Source organism: Escherichia sp. 93.1518 (assembly GCF_013368915.2).
Classification (GTDB): domain Bacteria; phylum Pseudomonadota; class Gammaproteobacteria; order Enterobacterales; family Enterobacteriaceae; genus Escherichia; species Escherichia ruysiae.
This window is the reverse complement of the sequence record NZ_JABWMT020000008.1, coordinates 135191-158268: the sequence shown is the minus strand read 5'-3', so window position 1 is coordinate 158268 and position 23078 is coordinate 135191. Positions and strand designations below refer to the sequence as shown.

The following is a 23078-nucleotide window of genomic DNA, read 5'->3' as shown; positions in this document are numbered from 1 at the left end:
TCACGCGCTAAACCGGCGCGCCAGTGCGTAACTGCTGTAACAAACGCTCCACGGGAGCCGCCAGGCCAACTGACGGCGGTTGCGCTAAGTTATACCAGAGCGCATTATCTTCATCCATGCAACCGGTGAATGACGACACGGGAAGCCACATAGGCACAATATCTAAATGGAAATGGCTGAAGGTATGCCGAAACGCGGTGAGTTGCGCCAGGTTATCGGCAGCAATCTGCCGTTGCGCCAGCCATTCTCGCAAACTTTCTTCATCGGCAAACTGCGGGAAACAGTATAAGCCACCCCACAATCCGCTTGGCGGACGCTGCGCCAGAAACACTTCATCTTCGTGCTGTAACAGCAGAAAGTAACCTGTGCGTTCCGGCAGTGTCTGTTTTGGTTTTTTGCCCGGATAAAGCGACCAGCTGTTATTGGCGGCGGCAATACAACCGTTTTGTAGCGGGCAGAGCGAACACTTCGGTTTCGAGCGCGTACAAATCATCGCGCCTAAATCCATCATCGCCTGATTAAACCGCTCCACGCCGACGGCGGGCGTAACCTGCTCGCTTAAACTCCACAGTTTATTTTCGACCTCTTTTTTCCCAGGCCAGCCGCTTACAGCATAGCAGCGTGCTAACACGCGTTTGACGTTACCGTCGAGAATCGGAAAGTGCTTACCCAGAGAAAGCGAGAGGATCGCGCCTGCGGTGGAGCGTCCGACGCCCGGCAGCGCGGCGACTTCCTCAAAGGTTTCCGGGAATTTACCACCGTGTAAGGTCGCCACTTGCTGTGCCGCTTTATGCAGGTTGCGCGCGCGGGCGTAATAGCCAAGCCCGGTCCACAAGTGGAGAACTTCGTCCAGCGGCGCATTGGCGAGATCGGTCACCGTCGGGAAACGCGCCATAAAGCGTTCAAAATAGGGGATAACGGTCGCAACCTGAGTTTGTTGCAACATCACTTCTGAGAGCCATACTTTGTAGGGCGTCTTGTCAATTTGCCAGGGCAGAGTTTTTCGCCCGTATTTATCGTACCAGTCCAGAACCTGGGCTGAAAATTGCGACGCTTGCATGGTCACCGAATTCATTGTTGTTGGGGGCAAGATTGCAGCACAGCGATGGCAGGGTGTAAACCGGAACTTTCCGCAGCCACGGCCTTATCATGCTTGCATCCGGCAACTAACTTTGGATAATGCCCGTTTTCAGAACACTTTCACAAGCGACTAAATCTTTATGAAAAACGACGTCATCTCACCGGAATTTGATGAAAACGGCCGCCCACTGCGCCGTATCCGTAGTTTTGTGCGCCGCCAGGGGCGACTGACCAAAGGCCAGGAACATGCGCTGGAAAACTACTGGCCGGTGATGGGCGTTGAATTCAGCGAAGATATGCTGGATTTCCCTGCGCTTTTTGGCCGTGAAGCGCCAGTGACGCTTGAGATTGGTTTCGGCATGGGCGCTTCGCTGGTAGCAATGGCTAAAGAGCGCCCGGAGCAGGACTTCCTCGGCATTGAAGTGCATTCGCCGGGCGTTGGCGCTTGTCTGGCTTCAGCGCATGAAGAAGGGTTAGATAACCTGCGTGTGATGTGCCATGACGCAGTCGAAGTGCTGCATAAAATGATTCCTGACAATTCATTGAGCATGGTTCAGCTCTTTTTCCCTGACCCGTGGCACAAAGCGCGCCATAATAAACGCCGTATCGTTCAGGTGCCGTTTGCTGAGCTGGTAAAAAGCAAACTGAAACTGGGGGGCGTATTCCATATGGCGACCGACTGGGAACCTTATGCGGAACATATGCTTGAAGTGATGTCTTCCATTGACGGTTATAAAAACCAGTCAGAGAGCAATGATTACGTACCGCGTCCGGCATCTCGTCCGGTGACGAAATTTGAACAACGTGGTCATCGTCTTGGTCACGGAGTATGGGACTTAATGTTCGAGAGGGTGAAATAATGGCAAAGAACCGTAGCCGTCGTCTGCGTAAAAAAATGCACATCGACGAATTCCAGGAATTAGGATTTTCGGTGGCATGGCGATTCCCGGAAGGTACATCGGAAGAACAAATTGATAAAACCGTTGATGACTTTATTAACGAGGTTATCGAACCGAACAAACTGGCCTTTGACGGCAGCGGCTATCTGGCCTGGGAAGGTCTGATCTGTATGCAGGAAATCGGCAAATGCACCGAAGAACATCAAGCGATTGTGCGTAAGTGGTTGGAAGAGCGCAAACTGGATGAGGTACGCACCAGCGAACTTTTCGACGTTTGGTGGGACTAAGAAAACATACGGGCGATGACAAATGCAAAACTGCCTGATGCGCTACGTTTATCAGGTCTACAAAGATGCACGATCGAGTAGGCCGGATAAGGCGTTTACGCCGCATCCGGCATGGACAACGCGCACTTTGTTATCAATCTGGGCCAGCAAATGCTGGCCTGATTTGTTCTTGAGGGAAGATTATGATGCGCAAAATGCTGCTGGCGGCAGCACTTTCAGTGACGGCAATGACCGCTCACGCCGACTACCAGTGCAGCGTCACGCCGCGTGACGATGTGATTGTCAGCCCGCAAACCGTGCAGGTGAAGGGCGAAAACGGCAATCTGGTGATCACGCCAGACGGCAACGTGATGTACAACGGCAAACAATATTCTCTGAACGCTGCCCAACGCGAGCAGGCGAAGGATTATCAGGCAGAATTGCGCAGTACGTTACCGTGGATTGATGAAGGCGCGAAAAGTCGCGTCGAGAAAGCTCGCGTCGCGCTGGATAAAATTATCGTTCAGGAGATGGGCGAAAGCAGCAAAATGCGCAGCCGTCTGACCAAACTGGATGCGCAATTAAAAGAGCAGATGAACCGCATTATCGAAACGCGCAGCGATGGCCTGACGTTCCACTATAAAGCTATCGATCAGGTTCGCGCCGAAGGCCAGCAGTTAGTGAATCAGGCAATGGGCGGTATTTTGCAGGACAGCATTAATGAAATGGGCGCGAAAGCGGTGCTGAAAAGCGGCGGTAACCCATTACAGAACGTGCTGGGAAGCCTGGGGGGGCTGCAATCCTCAATCCAAACCGAGTGGAAAAAGCAGGAAAAAGATTTCCAGCAGTTTGGCAAAGATGTCTGTAGCCGTGTCGTGACACTGGAAGACAGCCGCAAAGCCCTGGTCGGGAATTTGAAATAATCCTCTATTCTAAGACGGCATAATACTTTTTTATGCCGTTTAATTCTTCGTTTTGTTACCTGCCTCTAACTTTATAGATCTCCAAAATTCATTCACGTTGTAAATTGTTTAACGTCAAATTTCCCATACAAAGCTAAGGGATAATACGTAGCGTTCACGTAACTGGAGGAATGAAATGGAGTTTTTCAAAAAGACGGCACTTGCCGCACTGGTTATGGGTTTTAGTGGTGCAGCATTAGCATTACCGAATATCACCATTCTAGCGACCGGCGGGACGATTGCCGGCGGTGGTGACTCCGCAACCAAATCTAACTACACAGCGGGTAAAGTTGGCGTAGAAAATCTGGTCAATGCGGTGCCGCAACTGAAGGACATTGCGAACGTTAAAGGCGAGCAGGTAGTTAACATCGGCTCCCAGGACATGAATGACAATGTCTGGCTGACGCTGGCGAAAAAAATTAACACCGACTGCGATAAAACTGATGGCTTCGTTATTACCCACGGTACTGACACGATGGAAGAAACCGCTTACTTCCTCGACCTGACGGTGAAATGTGACAAGCCAGTGGTGATGGTAGGCGCAATGCGCCCATCCACTTCCATGAGCGCAGACGGTCCATTCAATCTGTATAACGCGGTAGTGACCGCAGCCGATAAAGCCTCCGCCAACCGTGGTGTGCTGGTGGTGATGAACGACACCGTGCTTGATGGTCGTGACGTCACCAAAACTAATACCACCGATGTAGCGACCTTCAAGTCTGTTAACTACGGTCCGTTGGGTTACATTCACAACGGTAAGATTGACTACCAGCGTACCCCGGCACGTAAGCACACCAGCGACACGCCGTTCGATGTCTCTAAGCTAAATGAACTGCCGAAAGTCGGCATCGTTTATAACTACGCCAACGCATCCGATCTTCCGGCAAAAGCACTGGTAGATGCAGGCTACGACGGTATCGTTAGCGCCGGTGTGGGTAACGGCAATCTGTATAAAACCGTGTTCGACACCCTGGCGACCGCTGCGAAAAACGGCACTGCGGTAGTACGTTCTTCCCGCGTACCGACAGGCGCAACCACTCAGGATGCCGAAGTGGATGATGCAAAATACGGTTTCGTCGCTTCTGGCACGCTGAACCCGCAAAAAGCGCGCGTTCTGCTGCAACTGGCACTGACGCAAACTAAAGATCCACAGCAGATCCAGCAGATTTTCAATCAGTACTAATCGCCTCGCCCCGGTATCGTGCCGGGGCTTTTTCACTTCAGACTCACGTCCATTGCCAATTGTAATTACCATGATGATAATCATCGGAATAAATTATTCCTCGAGAGGGTTTTCTGTTGAAAAAGCAATGGATTGTAGGCACGGCGCTGTTTGTGTTGATGTCTGGTAATGGCTGGGCCGATGGCGAACCGCCAACTGAAAATGTCTTAAAAGATCAATTCAACAAGCAGTATCACGGTATTCTCAAGCTTGATGCCATCAGTTTAAAAAACCTTGATGCGAAAGGTAATCAGGCCACCTGGTCAGCGGAAGGCGATGTTTCTTCCAGTGATGATCTCTATACCTGGGTTGGTCAACTGGCAGACTACCAACTACTGGAACAGACCTGGACGAAAGATAAGCCCGTAAAATTTTCGGCGATGTTAACCAGTAAAGGAACACCTGCGTCTGGCTGGACGGTGAACTTTTACTCTTTTCAGGCAGCAGCCAGCGATCGTGGGCGGGTGGTCGACGATATCAAAACGAATAATAAGTATCTGATCGTGAATAGCGAAGATTTCAATTATCGCTTTAGTCAGCTTGAGTCAGCGTTGAATACCCAGAAGAGCTCGATTCCTGCGCTGGAAAAGGAAGTGGAAGAGCTTGATAAGCAAATGGCGGCGGCGCAGAAAGCAGCGGATGCATATTGGGGAAAAGATGCAAACGGCAAGCAAATGACCCGCGAAGACGCCTTCAAAAAAATTCACCAACAGCGTGATGAGTTTAATAAACAGAATGATAGCGAGGCGTTCGCGGTTAAATATGACAAAGAGGTTTATCAACCGGCGATTGCGGCATGTCATAAACAAAGCGAAGAGTGTTATGAAGTGCCGATTCAGCAGAAACGGGATTTCGATATCAACGAACAGCGGCGACAGACCTTTCTGCAATCACAAAAACTTAGCCGTAAATTGCAGGATGACTGGATAACGCTCGAGAAAGGGCAATATCCGTTAACGATGAAGATTTCAGAAATAAACAGTAAAAAAGTCGCGATATTAATGAAGATTGACGATATCAATCAGGCGAGCGATCGCTGGAAAAAAGATACCGAAGAATTACGGCGTAATGGGGTGATTAAGTAATTTCTGCGATGACGCATGACTTGTAGCCGGATGCTGCATTCACGCCGCATCCGGCAATACAAGTTTACTCCGCCAGAAAAAGCTCCAGCAGCGAATTTAAAAATAACTTCCCATGTTCCGTTATCTGCCAGTAATCCGCACACTCAGTGAGATAACCCTGAGCGATAGCCTCGTCTAACTGTGGGCGAATAACTTCTTCGCAAAGCCCCGTGTACTGGCTAAACTCCATGCGCGGTGCGGCTTCCAGCAAACGGAAGCGATTCATAAAGAACTCGAATGGCTTATCTGCGGTTTCAACATCGCGCTGGCTTTCCAGATACCTTCCCTGCATAAAACCACGCGGATGACGCGTTTTGGTGGTACGCAGAATGCGCCCATCCGGGAAGGTCACTTTGCCGTGCGCGCCGCAGCCGATGCCGATGTAGTCACCAAATCGCCAGTAGTTAAGATTATGCTGGCACTGATAACCCGGTTTGGCGTAAGCGGAAGTTTCATATTGCTGATAACCCGCTGCGGTTAATAACTGATGCCCCTGTTCGAAAATATCCCACAGCGCGTCATCGTCCGGCAGCACCGGTGGTCGCGAACCAAACAGCGTATTGGGTTCGATGGTCAGTTGATACCAGGAAAGATGCGGCGGATTCAGTTCAATGGCCTGGCGTAGATCGCCAAGCGCCTCTTCCAGTGATTGATCCGGTAGTCCATGCATCAAATCAAGGTTAAAGCTACGTAACCCTAAACCGCTCGCCAGCTTTGCCGCTCGTTTCGCTTCTTGCGGGCCATGAATACGCCCAAGTCGTTTCAGCTTTTCTTCGCTAAAACTCTGCACACCAATAGAGATGCGGTTTACACCAGCACGCTGATAATCGACAAAGCGATCCGCTTCTACCGTGCCTGGGTTCGCTTCCATAGTAATTTCTGCATCCGCTGCCAGCGGCAAACGCGCACGCACGCCGTCCAGCAGCGTTTGCATCGCCGGTCCGGAAAGCAGGCTCGGCGTACCACCGCCAATAAAGATTGTCTTTACTTCACGGTTCTGTGCGTAAGCGACATCGTTGTCCAGATCGCTAAGCAGATGCTGAACATAATCGTCGTGCGGCACTTCCCCTTTCAACGCGTGAGAGTTGAAATCGCAGTACGGGCATTTCTGCACGCACCACGGGATGTGAATGTAGAGACTCAGCGGCGGTAATTTAACCATTACGTAAAGCGTCCAGCAGCAGTTTCAATGCCTGACCACGATGGGAAATGGCGCTCTTTTCTTCGCGGGTTAGTTCGGCAGCGGTTTTACCTTCGGAAGGCACAAAGAAAATCGGATCATAACCAAAGCCACCAGTACCGGCTGGTTCACGGGTAATCACGCCCGGCCAGCTGCCGTGGCACACCAGCGGAGTGGGATCTTCCGCGTGACGCAGATACACCAGCACACAGTGGAAGCGAGCCTGACGTTGGTCGTCCGGTACGTCTTTCAGTGTTTCCAGCAGTTTTTGCAGATTCTTTTGATCGGTCGCGTCTTCACCGGAATAACGCGCGGAGTAAATCCCTGGCGCGCCGCCAAGTACATCTACCGCCAGACCGGAGTCGTCGGCAATCGCTGGTAAACCGGTCGCTTTTGCCGCGTGGCGCGCTTTCAGAATCGCGTTTTCGATAAAGGTCAGGCCGGTTTCTTCAGCGGAATCAACGCCAAGTTCCGTCTGAGCCACAATATCAAGACCGAAGTCGCTAAGCAGCGACGCCAGCTCACGCACTTTACCGGCATTGCCGGTTGCGAGGACAACTTTTTGCATAGGATACCTAATTAATTAACGCCGCGATTTCTGGCGGGATTTGTTGCGGATTAATGATTTTAATTTGTTTGTGGCGACCAAGTTCGCCTTTTTCAATCACCACCTGGCTTTTGGCTACCCGGAATTGCTTGCCGAGAAACTTCACCAGATGGCTGTTGGCCTGACCGTCAACCGGCGGCGCGGTAATGGCGACTTTTACCTCGTCGCCATGTAAACCGACAATAGAATCACGGCTGGCTTTCGGCTGAATATAGAGCCGCAAAACCAGGCCGTCATCGTTAACTGTTACGGCACTCATAACGCCATCCACAGCCCCGGCAGCAGCATGTTTCCTGTCGCCTGTAATACTTCTGCGACACCCATATTGATGACATACAGCAGCAGAACGAGGATCATCGGCGAGAAATCAATCCCACCCATTGCCGGCAGCAGGCGGCGAATCGGGCGCAGCAGCGGATCGGCAAGCTGAATCAGCACGTATTCAATCGGGCTACGACCCTGGCTTACCCAGCTCATAATCGCCATCACCAGCAGTACCCAGAAAATCAGCAGGCCGATGGTTTTCAGCAGAATTAATAAACCGGCAATCCAGATGATTGGCAGGAAGGTCACCACTTTAAACAGCACAATGGCTTTGATGAAACTGAGAATATAGGCAACCAGAAGCGAGGCGCTGTCAATTGGCCCCATTGCCGGAATAACGCGGCGCAGTGGCCCGATAATTGGCTGTGTCACTTTCACCACAAACTGTGAGAAAGGGTTGTAAAAATCACAATGAGCCCACTGCATCCAGATGCGTAATAACAGCACCATGGTATACAGCTCAATGACCGTTGAAAGCAGGAAAGTCAACGTATTCATGGCGTTCCTTTAATTCCTTATTTTTTAGAGTAATCACGCGCACCAAAGATGGCTGTGCCGATGCGAACCATTGTGCTACCTGCCGCAATGGCGGCTTCCATATCGTCCGACATCCCCAGAGAGAGCGTATCGACATGCGGGTAGCGCGTTTTCAGTCCGGCAAATGCTACAGCCATTTGGCGTGCAACTTCAAACTGCCTTACATATTCTGACTCAGGCGCCGGGATAGCCATCAGCCCGCGCAGGCGTAGACGCGGTAGTTCAGCGACCGCAGCCGCCAGTTCGTCCAGTTCTGCCAGTTGAATCCCGGACTTACTGTTTTCATCACTAATATTAATTTGAATCAGTACGTTAAGAGGTGGAAGTTCTGCCGGTCGCTGGTCGTTCAGGCGGGTAGCGATACGTAAACGGTCGATGGTATGACACCAGTCGAAATGCTCTGCCACCAGGCGACTTTTGTTGGACTGTAGCGGACCAATAAAATGCCATTCTAATCCTGTTACGCCCAGTTCCTGAAAGTGGCGAATTTTATCTACCCCTTCCTGAACGTAGTTTTCACCAAATTGACGCTGCCCGGCGTCGATGGCTTCTGCGATGGCGCTCGCAGGTTTTGTTTTACTGACTGCAAGCAGCGTAATTTCTTCTGGAGAACGGCCGCAACGCGTTGCAGCCGCTGAGATTTTGTCCCGGACCTGTGCCAGGTTATGCGCAATATCGTTCATTTTCCGAGGATCTTAGTATGAATATGGAAGAAATTGTGGCCCTTAGTGTAAAGCATAACGTCTCGGATCTACACCTGTGCAGCGCCTGGCCCGCACGATGGCGCATTCGCGGCAGAATGGAAGCTGCACCGTTTGACGCGCCGGACGTGGAAGAGCTACTGCGGGAGTGGCTGGATGACGAGCAGAGGGCGATATTGCTTGAAAATGGTCAGCTTGATTTTGCCGTATCGCTGGCGGAAAACCAGCGGTTGCGCGGCAGTGCGTTCGCGCAACGGCAAGGTATTTCTCTGGCATTACGGTTGTTACCTTCGCACTGCCCGCAGCTCGAACAGCTTGGTGCGCCACCGGTATTGCCGGAATTACTCAAGAGCGAGAATGGCCTGATTCTGGTGACGGGGGCGACGGGGAGTGGCAAATCTACCACGCTGGCGGCGATGGTTGGCTATCTCAATCAAAATGTCGATGCGCATATTCTGACGCTGGAAGATCCTGTTGAATATCTCTATGCCAGCCAGCGATGTTTGATCCAGCAGCGAGAAATCGGTTTGCACTGTATGACGTTCGCATCGGGATTGCGTGCCGCATTGCGGGAAGATCCCGATGTGATATTGCTCGGAGAGCTGCGTGACAGCGAGACAATACGTCTGGCGCTGACGGCGGCAGAAACCGGACATCTGGTGCTGGCGACCTTACATACGCGCGGTGCGGCGCAGGCCGTTGAGCGGCTGGTGGATTCATTTCCGGCGCAGGAAAAAGATCCCGTGCGTAATCAACTGGCGGGGAGTTTACGGGCGGTGTTGTCACAAAAGCTGGAAGTGGATAAGCAGGAAGGGCGCGTGGCGCTGTTTGAATTATTGATTAACACGCCAGCGGTGGGGAATTTGATTCGCGAAGGGAAAACCCACCAGTTGCCACATGTTATTCAAACCGGGCAGCAGGTGGGGATGTTAACTTTTCAGCAGAGTTATCAGCAGCGGGTGGGGGAAGGGCGCCTGTGACGTTATAGTGTCTGATTAGCATCGTAAATATGCCTGATGCGCTACGCTTATCAGGCATACAGACGTTGCCACATGTAGGCTGGATAAGGCGTTTACGCCGCATCCGGCAAGATGACGGTAATGACAATTCGCCAGGCTTATAAATCGCCTTAATAACCCTGCTCGAAATAACTTTCGAGAATGATAACCGCAGAGGCAGAGTCGACTTTACCTTTGTTGAGCGCCCGGTAACCACCTTGTTCAAAAAGCCCGGAACGCGCTTCTACGGTGCTAAGACGCTCGTCATGGAGCTTTACTTCAACACCGAAACGACCATGAATACGGTTGGCAAATTTACGCGCTCTGGCAGTCAACGGTTGCTCGGTGCCGTCCATATTCAGCGGCAAACCGACGATGATTTCGTCTGGCTGCCACTCTTTCAGTAAACGTTCGATGAGGTTCCAGTCCGGCGTACCGTCCTGTGCTTTAATTGCAGGCAAAGGGCGAGCGGTGCCGGTAATGCGTTGGCCGACCGCTACGCCAATGCTTTTGGTGCCGAAGTCGAAGGCGAGTAAGGTTCCACTCATCAGGCGTGTCCTGCCACACCAGGCATGGTGAGAATATCCACACCAATCAGTTTTGCCGCCTCGCGCCAGCGGTCGGCAATTGGCGTTTTGAACAGAATATTCAGATCTGCCGGGGCGGTTAGCCAGGCGTTGTCGAGAATCTCTTGTTCCAGCTGGCCTTTATCCCAGGAGGCGTAACCCAGCGCCACCAATACGTCAGACGGTTGTTTATCGGTGCCGAGCGTTTCAAGTACATCACGGGAGGTGGTCATCACCGTGTTGTCTGAAATGCGAATACTGGAAGCAAAATTTGATGGTGGAGTATGCAAAATAAACCCGCGATCTTCAGCCAGCGGGCCGCCAAGCATAACCGGTTTATCCAGACGGATTGATTCATCACGCGGCTCCGGCGTGATCTTCAGCTTTTCCAGAATCCCTTCAATTTTGAGATTTTCCAGCGGCTTGTTGACGATGATCCCCATTGCACCATTGGTATTATGTTCGCAAATGTAGACCACGGAACGACGGAAAATCGGATCCTGGAGAGCAGGCATGGCAATAAGAAAGTGATGCTGTAAATTCATTGTCAGAGGTTCTGTTTCCTGGTTCAAAAAAGCAACAGCGCCCAGTATGCGTGGAAAGAAGGGCGCTGTCACTCAGAGTCTCAACGAGATCCTTCTCGCTAAGGTGGGTTACTGCTGCTGTAAACGTGCTTCGATGGCATCCATTAACATTCCGGTGATCGACACCGGAAACTCTGCTTCAATCTCACGAATACAGGTTGGGCTGGTGACGTTAATTTCAGTCAGACGGTCGCCGATAATATCCAGGCCAACAAAGATAAGCCCTTTTTCTTTCAGCGTCGGCCCGACCTGGCGTGCGATTTTCCAGTCACTTTCAGTTAGCGGACGAGGTTCGCCACGACCACCGGCAGCCAGATTGCCACGGGTTTCGCCACCTTGTGGAATACGTGCCAGACAGTACGGCACTGGCTCGCCATCGACGACCAGCACGCGCTTGTCGCCATCTTTAATGGCAGGCAGATAATTCTGCGCCATGCAGTAGCGCGTGCCGTGTTCAGTCAGGGTTTCGGCTATTACGCCGAGGTTCGGATCGCCCTCTTTCACCCGGAAAATAGACGCACCGCCCATACCGTCCAGCGGCTTAAGGATGATGTCGGTATGTTTTTCCCAGAACGCTTTCAACTGTGCTTTATTGCGCGTGACCAGCGTTTCCGGTGTTAAGTCAGAGAACCAGGCGGTAAACAGTTTTTCGTTACAGTCGCGCAAGCTCTGCGGCTTGTTAACGATCAGCGTACCTTTCTCTTCGGCACGTTCCAGAATGTAAGTGGCGTAGATAAACTCGGTATCAAACGGCGGATCTTTACGCATCAGGATCACGTCGAGATCGGCCAGTGGCAGATCCTGCTCTCCCGTAAACTCGTACCATTTATCGTAGTTTTGTTCAACGCTCAGAGTACGCGTATGAGCACGGGCTTCACCGTTAATCAAATAGAGATCGGCCATCTCCATATAGTGAAGTTCGTAACCACGACGTTGTGCTTCCAGCAACATAGCGAAGCTGGAATCTTTCTTGATGTTGATGCTTGCGATGGGGTCCATCACGATGCCGAGCTTGATCATTATTCTTCTCCGTTAGCCCAGATCGCCAAAACGTACTTGTAGCGCAGTTATGGCGGTGAGCGCAGTTGTCTCTGTACGCAAAACGCGAGGTCCCAACAGGATATCAGTAAATTGATAGCGGGCAGTCATGGCAATTTCATCTGCCGACAAACCGCCTTCCGGGCCAATCAGCAGGCGGACGCGTTCGACCGGCAACGGCAACGTGTTGATACTGTTACTGGCGCGCGGGTGAAGATTCAGTTTCAGCCCTTCATCCTGCTCTGCACACCAGGCTTCCAGATCCATCGCCGGACGGATTTCCGGCACCCGATTACGACCACACTGCTCGCAGGCGGCAATTGCAATTTTCTGCCACTGCTGGAGCTTCTTGTTCAGACGTTCGCTATCCAGTTTAACGCCGCAGCGTTCAGAAAAAAGTGGCGTAATGAGGCTTACTCCAAGTTCGATCGATTTCTGGATAGTAAATTCCATTTTTTCACCGCGCGACATCACCTGACCGAGATGAATATGCAACGGGGATTCACGATCGTCGAGCTGACCTTCCAGCACTTTTACTTCGACACTTTTTTTGCTGGCGCTGGTAATTTCTGCGTCAAAGACTTGGTTGCTGCCGTCAAACAATTGCAACGCCTGTCCAGGTCCCATACGCAGCACACGTCCGATATGGTTGGCTGCATCTTCGCAAAGCGCAATGTGAGAGTTGCTGATAAGTGGTTCTGGATGATAAATGCGGGGGATACGCATGGTTAAAAATCCGCGTCGTCTCCCCACGCGGTTGTCCGCGTGGGGTAGGGGTTAACAAAAAGAATCCCGCTAGTGTAGGTTAGCTCTTTCGCGCCTGGCAAGCGCGTTGCACATACGGGTTATGATTGCCTTGCATCTTCGCAATACGTTCGTCACGCTCACACTCCCAGTCGGTGACCGGATACATTTTGTTCCAGGCGTTAAACAACTGCGTTTGTTGGCGTGAGAGTGTCAGGTTGTACTGGTCGCGCATGTAGAAGTAAATCCGCGCAATGGAACCACGGGCATGAGCTGGCGGTTCAGCCACTTTTTCTTTGAAATCCACCTTCATGGCGCACTGCCCGTACTGCCCTTCGCCGCCGTTCCACTGACTATACATAAAATTGCCGCGATCGCCGTTCACTTCGCCTATTGCGGGCTGAAGGTTATGCATATCGCTTTCCATTTGGCGATAAACCGGATCTTTGGCGCAGTTTTTACGACCGCCTTCCTGCCAGCACTGACGCTGGTGGCCGAACTGCCAGGCAGGAACCACATGTTCCCACTCTACGCGGCTGGCGCGGTTTTCATTTTTGCGCACCTGGTATCCGCACGACTCCAGATCCACGACGCCTTTTTTACCCTGCCAGTTGATTTTACATCCGCAGTAAAATGTTCCCGGCACATCAGCGTAGACTTTTACCGCTGCTGTTTTCGCCTGGGAAAAACTATTGATGCCTTCGGCTAACGCCGTGCCGGATAATGCTGCGCTCAGTACCACCGCAGCCACAGACAAATTACGGTACATCACTTACTCCGTGTTAAAACGAGCGAGCAACGTAGCGAAAGTTGTTTTGGTATGCAATCAGCCAGATCAGTAAAATTCCTGATAGTTCTACTGGTTATTGGGCAACCAGTTGTTCACCGCAGTGAACGCAGCGATAGACGGCCTCTCCACGCACCACGCGATTATGGCGGCGTACGGTAAGCTGATGCTCCTGGCATTTACAGCGGTAAGGGAAGGTGTTGCGGCGCACGGATTGTAGCTCAAACTGATGCGTGCGGCGGGCGGGAACGCCCAGCACGTTTTCCATCATCCACTTCCACTCTTTTCCATGCGGCGCCACGCGACCGAAGTGTTTCCAGACCAGTAAATGCGCCAGCTCGTGCGGTACGACTTCTTCTATAAAAGCCTCGCTGTTTTCCATCAGCAAAACCGGATTGAGGCGAATTTCATAGCTGTCCAGCCATGCCGTTCCGGCGGATGTACCACGCTGGGTGTACGAAATTTTTGGCTCCGGGTAATTACGCCCCAGCTTCAGGTTGGCCTGGGCGAGTTTTTCCCGCAGGCGACGCATAACGGCCTGTTGGATGGCGATAGGGAGACGGGAAGTTTTCATAGCGGCTGAGGATAAAGCGAAGAAAAGATGACTGCAAGAGGCGGCTTCCTCCGCGACGGGAGGAAGCCTGAGGAGATTAATCGTGAGCGCCGATTTCGCGCAGTTTACGACCTTTCATCAGATTACGTTCAATATGTTCCAGCGAAACGTGTTTGGTTTCCGGCACCAGCCACAGCGTCAGCAGGATAAACAGCACGTTCAGAGCCGCATACACCCAGAAGGTGTTGGCGTTGCCTAGCGTGTTGAGCATGGTCAGGAACGTTGCGCCGACGATCATGTTGGCAATCCAGTTGGTGGCGGTGGAGCAGGTGATGCCAAAATCGCGGCCTTTCAACGGCTGAATTTCGGAGCACAGTACCCAAATCAGCGGACCGGCGCTCATCGCAAAACCGACAATAAACATCAGCAACATGGCGATAGCGAAATACTGCGCCGACGGTGAGTGAATACCGATATGCATCATTGTGCCGAGTACGCCCATGCCCGCAGCCATGACGAGGAAACCCAGCGTCAGCGTTGGTTTACGTCCCCAGCGGTCAACAAGGCCGATAGCGATAAAGGTGGCGAGTACGTTGGTCAGGCCGACGATCACCGTCCCCCACATTTGCTCGGTGGTGTTGGTATAACCTGCCAGTTCGAATATTTTCGGTGCGTAATACATGATGACGTTCATCCCGGTGAATTGCTGCATCACCTGCAACAGTACGCCAAGGAACACCGCGCGACGGAAGTTGCTGTTCTCTTTAAACAGCGCCCAACCACTCTGTTTAACCTGCAAACTTTCACGGATTTCATCCAGTTCGCGTTTCGCTTCTGCGCTGGTGTCGCGCAGGCGCAGCAGCACGCGTTCGGCATCAACAAAGCGACGTTTGGCGGCAAACCAGCGTGGGCTGTCTGGCAGGAAGAAGACACCAATCAGCAGCAGAATTGCCGGGATGATAATCACACCCAGCATCCAGCGCCATGCGCCGGTGTAGCTGAAGGCGGTATCAGAAAGATAAGCACCGAGGATGCCGATGGTAATCATCAGCTGATACATCGAGATCATACTGCCGCGAATTTTTTCCGGTGCAATTTCAGAGAGGTAAAGCGGCGCGGTATAAGAGGCAACACCCACCGCCAGCCCCAGCAGAACGCGGGAAAGAATCAATACTTCAACGTTCGGCGCAGCCGCAGAAAACAGCGAACCGGCAACAAACAGGATTGCGCCGATCATCAGGCTCTTTTTGCGCCCGAGTTTAAAAGAGAGCCAGCCACTGCCTACCGCACCGACTGCCGCACCAAACATCATGGAGCTTACGACCCATTCTTGCGTGTGCGAGGTAATCTGGAATTCATCTGCAATAAACGGCAGTGCGCCAGCAATTACACCGATATCCAGGCCAAAGAGTAATCCTGCCAGAGCGGCAAGGAAGCAGACGAAAAACGTCATTGCCTTGTTTGACCGCCCCTGTTTTTTAGCGTCAGGCATGATGCCCTCCAATATGTTATTTTTTATTGTGAATTAAGATAGGTGAGTACGACGTAAAAAGATGTGAGGCAAATCACATCAGTGTAATCGCTTACACTGGCATTTATAGTGGTTATAATTTAAGTGCATGAAAACAATTGATTTATATCATCATAGATTAAACATAGTTATCTGCAATTAAGACTTTGCTGAAAAGAAATGTAACAGTTATGAAAAATGAATCACAAGATGAAAATACTGTGAATGTTTGCTCTTCGTGGTTGGTGTAATCGGTTTCAGTAATGGTGATAATTTGCGGGTAAACGTGTTCAGCAATGGAAAGTTACTATCGTGTGGCGGCTTTTTGCCGGATGCGGCGTGAATAACTACGTTTGGAGTTTGTAGGACTGATAAGCGTAGTGCATCGGGCATTTTTTTAGAAAAGAAAAAGGCCAGCACGAGGCTGGCCTTTGAAAGCAGGGATAAAAGATTATTTCAGACCGGCTGCATCGCGCAGCAGTTGCGCTTTGTCGGTTTTTTCCCATGGGAAATGTTCGCGACCAAAGTGACCGTATGCTGCGGTTTCTTTGTAGATTGGATGCAGCAGATCCAGCATCTGAATCAGACCGTATGGACGCAGGTCGAAGAACTCACGTACCAGCAGGGTCAGCTGTTCAGAAGGTACTTTCTCAGTACCGAAAGTTTCGACCATGATGGAGGTCGGTTCTGCCACGCCGATCGCGTAGGAAACCTGAATTTCACAACGATCGGCCAGACCTGCAGCAACGATGTTTTTCGCTACATAACGTGCCGCGTAGGCTGCGGAGCGGTCCACTTTTGATGGATCTTTACCAGAGAATGCGCCGCCACCGTGACGTGCCATGCCGCCGTAAGTATCGACGATGATTTTGCGACCAGTCAGACCGCAGTCACCCATCGGGCCGCCGATAACAAAACGTCCGGTCGGGTTGATGAAGAATTTGGTTGCGGAAGTCAGCCATTCAGCGGGCAGAATCGGCTTGATGATCTCTTCCATCACCGCTTCTTGCAGGGATTTCTGGTCGATCTCTTCAGAATGCTGGGTGGAAAGCACTACAGCATCGATGCCGACGATTTTGCCGTCGTCATACTGGAAAGTAACCTGGCTTTTCGCGTCCGGGCGCAGCCACGGCAGAGTGCCGTTTTTACGCACTTCAGCCTGACGCTGTACCAGACGGTGTGCATAGGTGATTGGTGCTGGCATCAGCACGTCGGTTTCATTGGTTGCGTAACCAAACATCAGACCCTGGTCACCCGCGCCCTGTTCCAGCGGATCGGCACGGTCAACACCCTGGTTGATGTCAGGAGACTGTTTGCCGATGGCGCTCAGAACCGCACAGGAGTTAGCGTCAAAGCCCATGTCGGAATGCACATAGCCAATTTCGCGAACGGTGTTACGGGTGATCTCTTCGATGTCTACCCAGGCGCTGGTGGTGATTTCACCACCAACTAAGACCATGCCGGTTTTTACGTAGGTTTCGCAAGCAACGCGTGCTTTCGGATCCTGTTCGAGAATCGCATCTAAAACAGCATCAGAGATTTGGTCAGCAATTTTGTCAGGATGCCCTTCAGAGACGGACTCGGACGTAAAAAGGTGTTTTGCCATATTTAATATCACCAAAAGAGAATTTAGTTAGCTCAAACTGTTGTGTGGATTTTCTGTGGTAGCGGATCCTACCACGACTCTGCAGATTAAAAACACTGGCAGTCTGAGTGTTAATCAGTATGGATGGATTAACATCTGGACGGCTATTTTAGGTCACTTCTTCACCCAATTTCCACTTTTTTTTGAATCGTGTCTCATTCTGCTAAAAACGTAGCTGGAAATTTTTCCTGACAATGCTGGCATTCTGCGCATTTATCTTTTGCAATTTTCTGCCATTGTGGGGTATAAAACGCGGCGCGCGGCTTAAATAAAAAGCACACGACGTTTCTTTCGTGTTGCCACTTCCAGCCGGGTTGAAATCAGTGTTTTAGCTTGTTGGTTCGTCTTCGCAGGCGGCCGTGGAGGTGATACGAAATAATGAATCGTTGTCTGCTGCTTAATCTGTCGCACCGTTCTGGTGTAGATTCGTTCCCCGCATTCTGCATCTCTGCATTGCATACCTGCCGATGTTATACCCATCTCGGCGCTTCTCAGGATTCAAGAGCTGGCAACAGTTACTGAAGACTGAACAAGGGCGCTCTTGTAAAAAACAAGAGTTTTCTCGTGGTTTCGCCGAACTGTCACACTTACGTTCGGTTATGTGTTTAATAATGTTATGAAAAAGAAACCGGTTGCGCAGTCGGAGCGTCAGCATACGCTGCTGGAAAATCCGTGTGCTTATGGGTTGTTATCGCAGTTTCAGGCTGCGATAGTGGTTAACTGTTTTACACTTAATAAAATAATTTGAGGTTCGCTATGTCTGACGACATGTCTATGAGTTTGCCTTCGTCAGCGGGCGAACACGGTGTACTACGCTCCATGCAGGAGGTTGCAATGAGCTCCCAGGAAGCCAGCAAGATGCTGCGTACTTACAATATTGCCTGGTGGGGCAATAACTACTATGACGTTAACGAGCTGGGTCACATCAGCGTGTGCCCGGACCCGGACGTCCCGGAAGCTCGCGTCGATCTCGCGCAGTTGGTGAAAACCCGCGAAGCGCAGGGGCAGCGCCTGCCAGCACTGTTCTGCTTCCCGCAGATCCTCCAGCACCGTTTGCGTTCCATTAATGCTGCGTTTAAACGTGCGCGGGAATCCTACGGTTATAACGGTGACTACTTCCTCGTTTATCCGATTAAAGTTAACCAGCATCGCCGCGTGATTGAGTCCCTGATTCATTCTGGTGAGCCGCTGGGACTGGAAGCAGGTTCCAAAGCCGAGTTGATGGCGGTGCTGGCTCATGCGGGCATGACCCGTAGCGTCATCGTCTGTAACGGTTATAAAGACCGCGAATATATCCGCCTGGCGCTAATTGGCGAGAAGATGGGCCATAAGGTCTATCTGGTTATTGAGAAGATGTCGGAAATCGCCATTGTGCTGGATGAAGCTGAACGCCTGAACGTTGTTCCGCGTCTGGGTGTGCGTGCGCGTCTGGCTTCGCAGGGCTCGGGTAAATGGCAGTCCTCCGGCGGGGAAAAATCGAAGTTCGGCCTGGCTGCGACTCAGGTACTGCAACTGGTTGAAACCCTGCGTGAAGCCGGGCGTCTCGACAGCCTGCAACTACTGCACTTCCACCTCGGTTCGCAGATGGCGAATATTCGCGATATCGCGACAGGCGTTCGTGAATCGGCGCGTTTCTATGTGGAACTGCACAAGCTGGGCGTCAATATTCAGTGCTTCGACGTCGGCGGCGGTCTGGGCGTGGATTATGAAGGCACCCGTTCGCAGTCCGATTGTTCGGTGAACTATGGCCTCAATGAATACGCCAACAATATCATTTGGGCGATTGGCGATGCTTGTGAAGAAAACGGCCTGCCGCATCCGACGGTGATCACCGAATCGGGTCGTGCGGTGACTGCGCATCACACCGTGCTGGTGTCTAATATCATCGGCGTGGAACGTAATGAATACACGGTGCCGACCGCGCCCGCAGAAGATGCGCCGCGCGCACTGCAAAGCATGTGGGAAACCTGGCAGGAAATGCACGAACCGGGGACTCGCCGTTCTCTGCGTGAGTGGCTGCATGACAGCCAGATGGATCTGCACGATATTCATATCGGATACTCTTCGGGCACTTACAATCTGCAAGAACGTGCATGGGCTGAACAGCTCTATCTGAGCATGTGCCATGAAGTGCAGAAGCAGCTGGATCCGCAAAATCGCGCTCATCGTCCGATTATCGACGAGCTGCAGGAACGTATGGCGGACAAAATGTACGTCAACTTCTCGCTGTTCCAGTCAATGCCGGATGCCTGGGGGATCGACCAGTTGTTCCCGGTTCTGCCGCTGGAAGGGCTGGATCAAGTGCCGGAACGCCGCGCTGTGCTGCTGGATATTACCTGTGACTCTGACGGTGCTATCGACCACTATATCGATGGTGATGGTATTGCCACGACAATGCCTATGCCGGAGTACGATCCAGAGAATCCGCCGATGCTCGGTTTCTTTATGGTCGGTGCCTATCAGGAGATCCTCGGCAACATGCACAACCTGTTCGGTGATACCGAAGCGGTTGACGTGTTCGTCTTCCCTGACGGTAGTGTAGAAGTGGAACTGTCTGACGAAGGCGATACCGTGGCGGACATGCTGCAATATGTACAGCTCGATCCGAAAACGCTGTTAACTCAGTTCCGTGATCAAGTGAAGAAAACCGATCTTGATGCTGAACTGCAACAACAGTTCCTTGAAGAGTTCGAGGCAGGTTTGTACGGTTATACCTATCTTGAAGATGAATAATTAAGATTATTCTGCTGGCGGGTCGATTTATTTACGTAAATCGGTCCGCTTTCTTTTTATATATTCTTAAAAATAATTTAGCTGCTTTTCTTATTAAATAATCTCCCTACAATCGCTGCATTAATTAAATGCAGAGGGAACGGTTATGAAAAAATGGAAAGTACGTAGCGCGTTGGTGGCATTAATCGTGCTGCTGGCCGGTTGTTCCAGTAATGCGCAGTATAATAGCAGTGCATCGGGCAATGTCGGCACCGCCTGGGGGGGGGATGTGCACTCAACGGTTCAGGGCGTATCTGCTGAACGCGCCTGGCGCGATCCGGCAGAGATGATCGTTATTAATTATTCGACAAATATTCCTTCCGGCTACGACCGTGTTTATAGCATTCGTATTAACGAACTGGAATATGCTATTCGTGATGCGAATTTTAATTCTCTACCTATTACGCGAGTTTATGATTCATCAAATAATGAACCGCGATATATTGTTCATGCCAGAGTGGGGATGAATTATCAATTATATGTCCGTAACTACAGCCGGAACACTAACTACGAGATCGTTGCTACGGTTGATGGCCTGGATGTTCTGAATGGTAAACAAGGTTCGTTGAATAACAATGGCTATATTGTGAACGCTGGTGATTCGTTAGCGATTAAAGGATTCCGCAAAGATAAACATACCGAAGCGGCTTTTCAGTTCGCCAATGTTGCAGATTCCTACGCCGCCAATTCGGCGCAAGGCGATGTGCGTAATACCGGGGTGATCGGCTTTGCCGCCTTTGAATTGCAAGGCTCGGCGAAAAGCGCGCTGCCGCCGTGCTCTGGACAAGCCTTTCCGGCTGACAACAATGGCTATGCGCCGCCACCGTGTCGTAAATAGCAACCTCGCTTGATGCCTCGCCCATTTAAGGCGATAATTAGCGCAAACTTGTGTTTCGCAAATCCAACCCTTCCTCGTCGGGCCTAACGACGCGGAAGGGTTTTTTTATATCGACTTTGTAAGAGGAGTCCATCCATGAGCACCTTAGGGCATCAATACGATAACTCACTGGTTTCCAACGCCTTTGGTTTTTTACGCCTGCCGATGAACTTCCAGCCGTATGACAGCGATGCTGACTGGGTAATTACCGGCGTGCCGTTCGATATGGCCACTTCTGGTCGTGCGGGTGGTCGTCACGGTCCGGCGGCTATCCGTCAGGTATCAACTAACCTGGCCTGGGAACACAACCGTTTCCCGTGGAATTTCGACATGCGCGAGCGCCTGAACGTGGTGGACTGCGGCGATCTGGTATATGCCTTCGGCGATGCCCGTGAGATGAGCGAGAAATTGCAGGCGCACGCAGAGAAACTGCTGGCTGCCGGTAAACGTATGCTCTCCTTCGGTGGTGACCACTTTGTCACGCTGCCGCTGCTGCGCGCTCATGCGAAACATTTCGGCAAAATGGCGCTGGTACACTTTGACGCCCACACCGATACCTACGCTAACGGTTGTGAATTTGACCACGGCACGATGTTCTATACCGCGCCGAAAGAAGGTCTGATTGACCCGAATCATTCCGTGCAAATTGGTATTCGTACCGAGTTTGATAAAGACAACGGCTTTACCGTGCTGGACGCCTGCCAGGTGAACGATCGCAGCGTGGATGATGTTATCGCCCAAGTGAAACAGATTGTGGGTGATATGCCGGTTTATCTGACTTTTGATATCGACTGCCTGGACCCTGCATTTGCACCAGGCACCGGTACCCCGGTAATTGGCGGCCTGACCTCCGATCGCGCTATTAAACTGGTACGCGGCCTGAAAGATCTCAACATTGTTGGGATGGACGTTGTGGAAGTGGCTCCGGCATACGATCAGTCGGAAATCACCGCTCTGGCAGCAGCGACGCTGGCGCTGGAGATGCTCTATATTCAGGCGGCGAAAAAGGGCGAGTAAGCGCCTTATCCTGCTTACGCTCATCACCCGTAGGCCGGATAAGATGCGTCAGCATCGCATCCGGCAATGCGCACGGGGTAACACATGTGCCATTCATGTCAGATGCGGCGTGAACGCCTTATCCGACCTACGTTCGGCACCACCGGACCTTACTTAACCCCGTCTGCGCTCATACGATCGCGAATATGCTGGGCGCGTTCGGCGGATGCCGGATGGTCGTCAAACATTGAGCTTTGGCGACCTTCTTCCAGTTTCGCCAGTTTTTCAAAGCTGGTGGCGAGACCTGCCGGGCTGATGCCGCGTTGGCGCAACAAATCGTAGGAATAATCATCCGCTTCTGCTTCCTGACGTTGGGAGAATTGCGAATTGACTAATTTCTCGCCCAGATCACCGAGTTGTGATTGTGATAAACTGCCGACAATCCCGCCCGCAGATGCTGCTGCGACACGCACCGCGTTAGTGCCCAGTGCCACCTGCATCCCTTTCTTCACATGGCCTAACGCCACGTGCCCCATTTCGTGACCGATCACCGCTTCGACTTCGTTATCCGTCATCATATCCATCAGCCCGCTATAGACGCGGATACAGCCGTTAGCCATTGCAAAGGCGTTCACATCCTTCGCCATATACACTTTGTAATTCACAGGCTGACCGTTGATATTGTCGCCTAGCGCGTTAGCAATGGTGGTCAGTCGCTTAGCATATTCGCTATTGGCTGGCGCAATCGTCGCCTTGCTGTCCATCTCCTGACAGGCCTGATCGCTCAGGGCTTTCACCTGCGCATCACTCAAACTGTAAGCCTGAAAAGCTTCCGCTCCTGATGAGAGCAGTCCACTGGAGTCCATATTCTGGCAACCGGTCAGTACCGTTGCCACGCTCATTGCTACCAATAAGGCGCGAATTTTCATGTTTTCTCTTCCGCACAAGGTCAGGATTATTCTAAAAATGCGCCGTTTGCAGGTGAATCGACGCTCAGTCTCAGTATAAGGAAAAGCGCAGCGGACGGGCGAGCAGATTGCGCAACATGCGAGCATGATCCAGAGATTTCTGAAGCGGCAAAAGGATGTTCCATGTACATGACGCGC

Annotated in this window: 26 protein-coding genes and 1 pseudogene; 12 read left to right on the top strand and 15 right to left on the bottom strand. The window is 51.6% G+C overall.

All coding sequences use genetic code 11. The annotated features are described in order from the left end of the window. Positions 1 to 7: 7 nt before the first annotated feature. Entirely contained in the window at positions 8 to 1060 is a 1053-nt protein-coding gene (gene mutY / locus HEN21_RS08310) for an A/G-specific adenine glycosylase (RefSeq protein WP_176252474.1), read from the bottom strand. Positions 1061 to 1220: 160 nt separating this feature from the next. Here mutY and trmB point away from each other — a divergent pair, with 160 nt between their 5' ends. The 5 genes from trmB to HEN21_RS08285 all read left to right on the top strand — a co-directional run bounded on the left by trmB (position 1221) and on the right by HEN21_RS08285 (position 5514). Beyond that, positions 1221 to 1940 (top strand): tRNA (guanosine(46)-N7)-methyltransferase TrmB, encoded by a 720-nt coding sequence (trmB, locus tag HEN21_RS08305; RefSeq protein WP_176252473.1) that lies wholly within the window; start codon positions 1221 to 1223, stop codon positions 1938 to 1940. Next, positions 1940 to 2266 carry a YggL family protein gene (locus tag HEN21_RS08300; protein ID WP_001107564.1) on the top strand — a complete coding sequence of 109 codons (327 nt, stop codon included), beginning with the start codon at positions 1940 to 1942 and terminating at the stop codon, positions 2264 to 2266. The genes trmB and HEN21_RS08300 overlap by 1 nt, the downstream gene beginning before the upstream one ends. A 182-nt stretch (positions 2267 to 2448) precedes the next feature. Continuing rightward, positions 2449 to 3168, top strand: a complete 720-nt coding sequence (locus HEN21_RS08295) for a YggN family protein (protein ID WP_000984799.1) — start codon at positions 2449 to 2451, stop codon at positions 3166 to 3168. 175 nt (positions 3169 to 3343) lie between these two features. Then, positions 3344 to 4390: an L-asparaginase 2 gene (gene ansB / locus HEN21_RS08290; protein WP_000394132.1), complete on the top strand. Its 1047-nt coding sequence runs from the start codon at positions 3344 to 3346 to the stop codon at positions 4388 to 4390. A gap of 116 nt (positions 4391 to 4506) precedes the next feature. Beyond that, positions 4507 to 5514, top strand: a complete 1008-nt coding sequence (locus HEN21_RS08285; protein ID WP_176252472.1) for a DUF1202 family protein — start codon at positions 4507 to 4509, stop codon at positions 5512 to 5514. Between the two features lie 64 nt (positions 5515 to 5578). Here HEN21_RS08285 and hemW read toward each other — a convergent pair whose 3' ends face one another. From hemW to yggS, 5 genes are read right to left on the bottom strand one after another with little or no spacing between them, the layout of a single operon-like run. Further along, positions 5579 to 6715: a radical SAM family heme chaperone HemW gene (hemW, locus tag HEN21_RS08280; protein WP_176252471.1), complete on the bottom strand. Its 1137-nt coding sequence runs from the start codon at positions 6713 to 6715 to the stop codon at positions 5579 to 5581. After that, on the bottom strand, positions 6708 to 7301 hold the full coding sequence (locus HEN21_RS08275) for an XTP/dITP diphosphatase (protein ID WP_001174759.1): 594 nt from the start codon (positions 7299 to 7301) through the stop codon (positions 6708 to 6710). The genes hemW and HEN21_RS08275 overlap by 8 nt, the downstream gene beginning before the upstream one ends. A 7-nt stretch (positions 7302 to 7308) precedes the next feature. Then, the gene (yggU, locus tag HEN21_RS08270; RefSeq protein WP_001277222.1) at positions 7309 to 7599 is read right to left on the bottom strand and encodes a DUF167 family protein YggU; all 291 of its coding nucleotides are present in this window, start codon (positions 7597 to 7599) and stop codon (positions 7309 to 7311) included. Further along, entirely contained in the window at positions 7596 to 8162 is a 567-nt protein-coding gene (gene yggT / locus HEN21_RS08265) for an osmotic shock tolerance protein YggT (RefSeq protein ID WP_001094831.1), read from the bottom strand. The genes yggU and yggT overlap by 4 nt, the downstream gene beginning before the upstream one ends. A 17-nt stretch (positions 8163 to 8179) precedes the next feature. Next, entirely contained in the window at positions 8180 to 8884 is a 705-nt protein-coding gene (yggS, locus tag HEN21_RS08260; RefSeq protein ID WP_010347747.1) for a pyridoxal phosphate homeostasis protein, read from the bottom strand. 17 nt (positions 8885 to 8901) lie between these two features. Between yggS and HEN21_RS08255 the strand changes: the two genes are divergently transcribed. Then, positions 8902 to 9882 (top strand): PilT/PilU family type 4a pilus ATPase, encoded by a 981-nt coding sequence (locus HEN21_RS08255; RefSeq protein WP_176252470.1) that lies wholly within the window; start codon positions 8902 to 8904, stop codon positions 9880 to 9882. Between the two features lie 149 nt (positions 9883 to 10031). Here the strand turns inward: HEN21_RS08255 and ruvX are convergent, their stop codons facing one another. The 8 genes from ruvX to metK form a co-directional block, all read right to left on the bottom strand. Next, positions 10032 to 10448: a Holliday junction resolvase RuvX gene (gene ruvX / locus HEN21_RS08250; RefSeq protein WP_000017111.1), complete on the bottom strand. Its 417-nt coding sequence runs from the start codon at positions 10446 to 10448 to the stop codon at positions 10032 to 10034. After that, complete coding sequence (locus HEN21_RS08245) at positions 10448 to 11011, bottom strand: YqgE/AlgH family protein (RefSeq protein ID WP_176252469.1); 564 nt, start codon at positions 11009 to 11011, stop codon at positions 10448 to 10450. The genes ruvX and HEN21_RS08245 overlap by 1 nt, the downstream gene beginning before the upstream one ends. Before the next feature lie 108 nt (positions 11012 to 11119). After that, complete coding sequence (gene gshB, locus HEN21_RS08240; protein ID WP_000593295.1) at positions 11120 to 12070, bottom strand: glutathione synthase; 951 nt, start codon at positions 12068 to 12070, stop codon at positions 11120 to 11122. Between the two features lie 12 nt (positions 12071 to 12082). Beyond that, a complete protein-coding gene (gene rsmE, locus HEN21_RS08235) occupies positions 12083 to 12814 on the bottom strand; it encodes a 16S rRNA (uracil(1498)-N(3))-methyltransferase (protein ID WP_010350368.1) in 732 nt (243 codons plus the stop codon). Positions 12815 to 12893: 79 nt separating this feature from the next. Continuing rightward, positions 12894 to 13601 carry a deoxyribonuclease I gene (endA, locus tag HEN21_RS08230; RefSeq protein ID WP_000286197.1) on the bottom strand — a complete coding sequence of 236 codons (708 nt, stop codon included), beginning with the start codon at positions 13599 to 13601 and terminating at the stop codon, positions 12894 to 12896. Positions 13602 to 13695: 94 nt separating this feature from the next. Then, on the bottom strand, positions 13696 to 14193 hold the full coding sequence (locus HEN21_RS08225; RefSeq protein WP_000858392.1) for a SprT family zinc-dependent metalloprotease: 498 nt from the start codon (positions 14191 to 14193) through the stop codon (positions 13696 to 13698). A 76-nt stretch (positions 14194 to 14269) separates the two neighbouring features. Further along, the gene (gene galP, locus HEN21_RS08220; RefSeq protein ID WP_001112301.1) at positions 14270 to 15664 is read right to left on the bottom strand and encodes a galactose/proton symporter; all 1395 of its coding nucleotides are present in this window, start codon (positions 15662 to 15664) and stop codon (positions 14270 to 14272) included. Between the two features lie 469 nt (positions 15665 to 16133). Beyond that, positions 16134 to 17288, bottom strand: a complete 1155-nt coding sequence (gene metK, locus HEN21_RS08215) for a methionine adenosyltransferase (RefSeq protein WP_001062128.1) — start codon at positions 17286 to 17288, stop codon at positions 16134 to 16136. 55 nt (positions 17289 to 17343) lie between these two features. On the opposite strand from metK, the pseudogene HEN21_RS23015 reads away from it, so the two are divergent. The 6 genes and pseudogenes from HEN21_RS23015 to speB all read left to right on the top strand — a co-directional run bounded on the left by HEN21_RS23015 (position 17344) and on the right by speB (position 21993). Beyond that, positions 17344 to 17595 (top strand): annotated as a pseudogene (locus tag HEN21_RS23015) (hypothetical protein). A 110-nt stretch (positions 17596 to 17705) separates the two neighbouring features. Continuing rightward, positions 17706 to 17849, top strand: a complete 144-nt coding sequence (locus tag HEN21_RS23010) for a hypothetical protein (protein WP_272941840.1) — start codon at positions 17706 to 17708, stop codon at positions 17847 to 17849. 94 nt (positions 17850 to 17943) lie between these two features. Continuing rightward, positions 17944 to 18075, top strand: a complete 132-nt coding sequence (gene yqgB / locus HEN21_RS08205) for an acid stress response protein YqgB (RefSeq protein ID WP_001338822.1) — start codon at positions 17944 to 17946, stop codon at positions 18073 to 18075. Positions 18076 to 18083: 8 nt separating this feature from the next. After that, the gene (speA, locus tag HEN21_RS08200) at positions 18084 to 20060 is read left to right on the top strand and encodes a biosynthetic arginine decarboxylase (protein WP_010350365.1); all 1977 of its coding nucleotides are present in this window, start codon (positions 18084 to 18086) and stop codon (positions 20058 to 20060) included. A gap of 145 nt (positions 20061 to 20205) precedes the next feature. Beyond that, entirely contained in the window at positions 20206 to 20937 is a 732-nt protein-coding gene (locus tag HEN21_RS08195; RefSeq protein WP_000758908.1) for a hypothetical protein, read from the top strand. Between the two features lie 135 nt (positions 20938 to 21072). Next, on the top strand, positions 21073 to 21993 hold the full coding sequence (speB, locus tag HEN21_RS08190) for an agmatinase (protein WP_000105566.1): 921 nt from the start codon (positions 21073 to 21075) through the stop codon (positions 21991 to 21993). Positions 21994 to 22142: 149 nt separating this feature from the next. On the opposite strand, the gene loiP is transcribed toward speB, so the two are convergent. Beyond that, positions 22143 to 22901 carry a metalloprotease LoiP gene (gene loiP, locus HEN21_RS08185; RefSeq protein WP_010350362.1) on the bottom strand — a complete coding sequence of 253 codons (759 nt, stop codon included), beginning with the start codon at positions 22899 to 22901 and terminating at the stop codon, positions 22143 to 22145. Between the last annotated feature and the right edge of the window lie 177 nt (positions 22902 to 23078).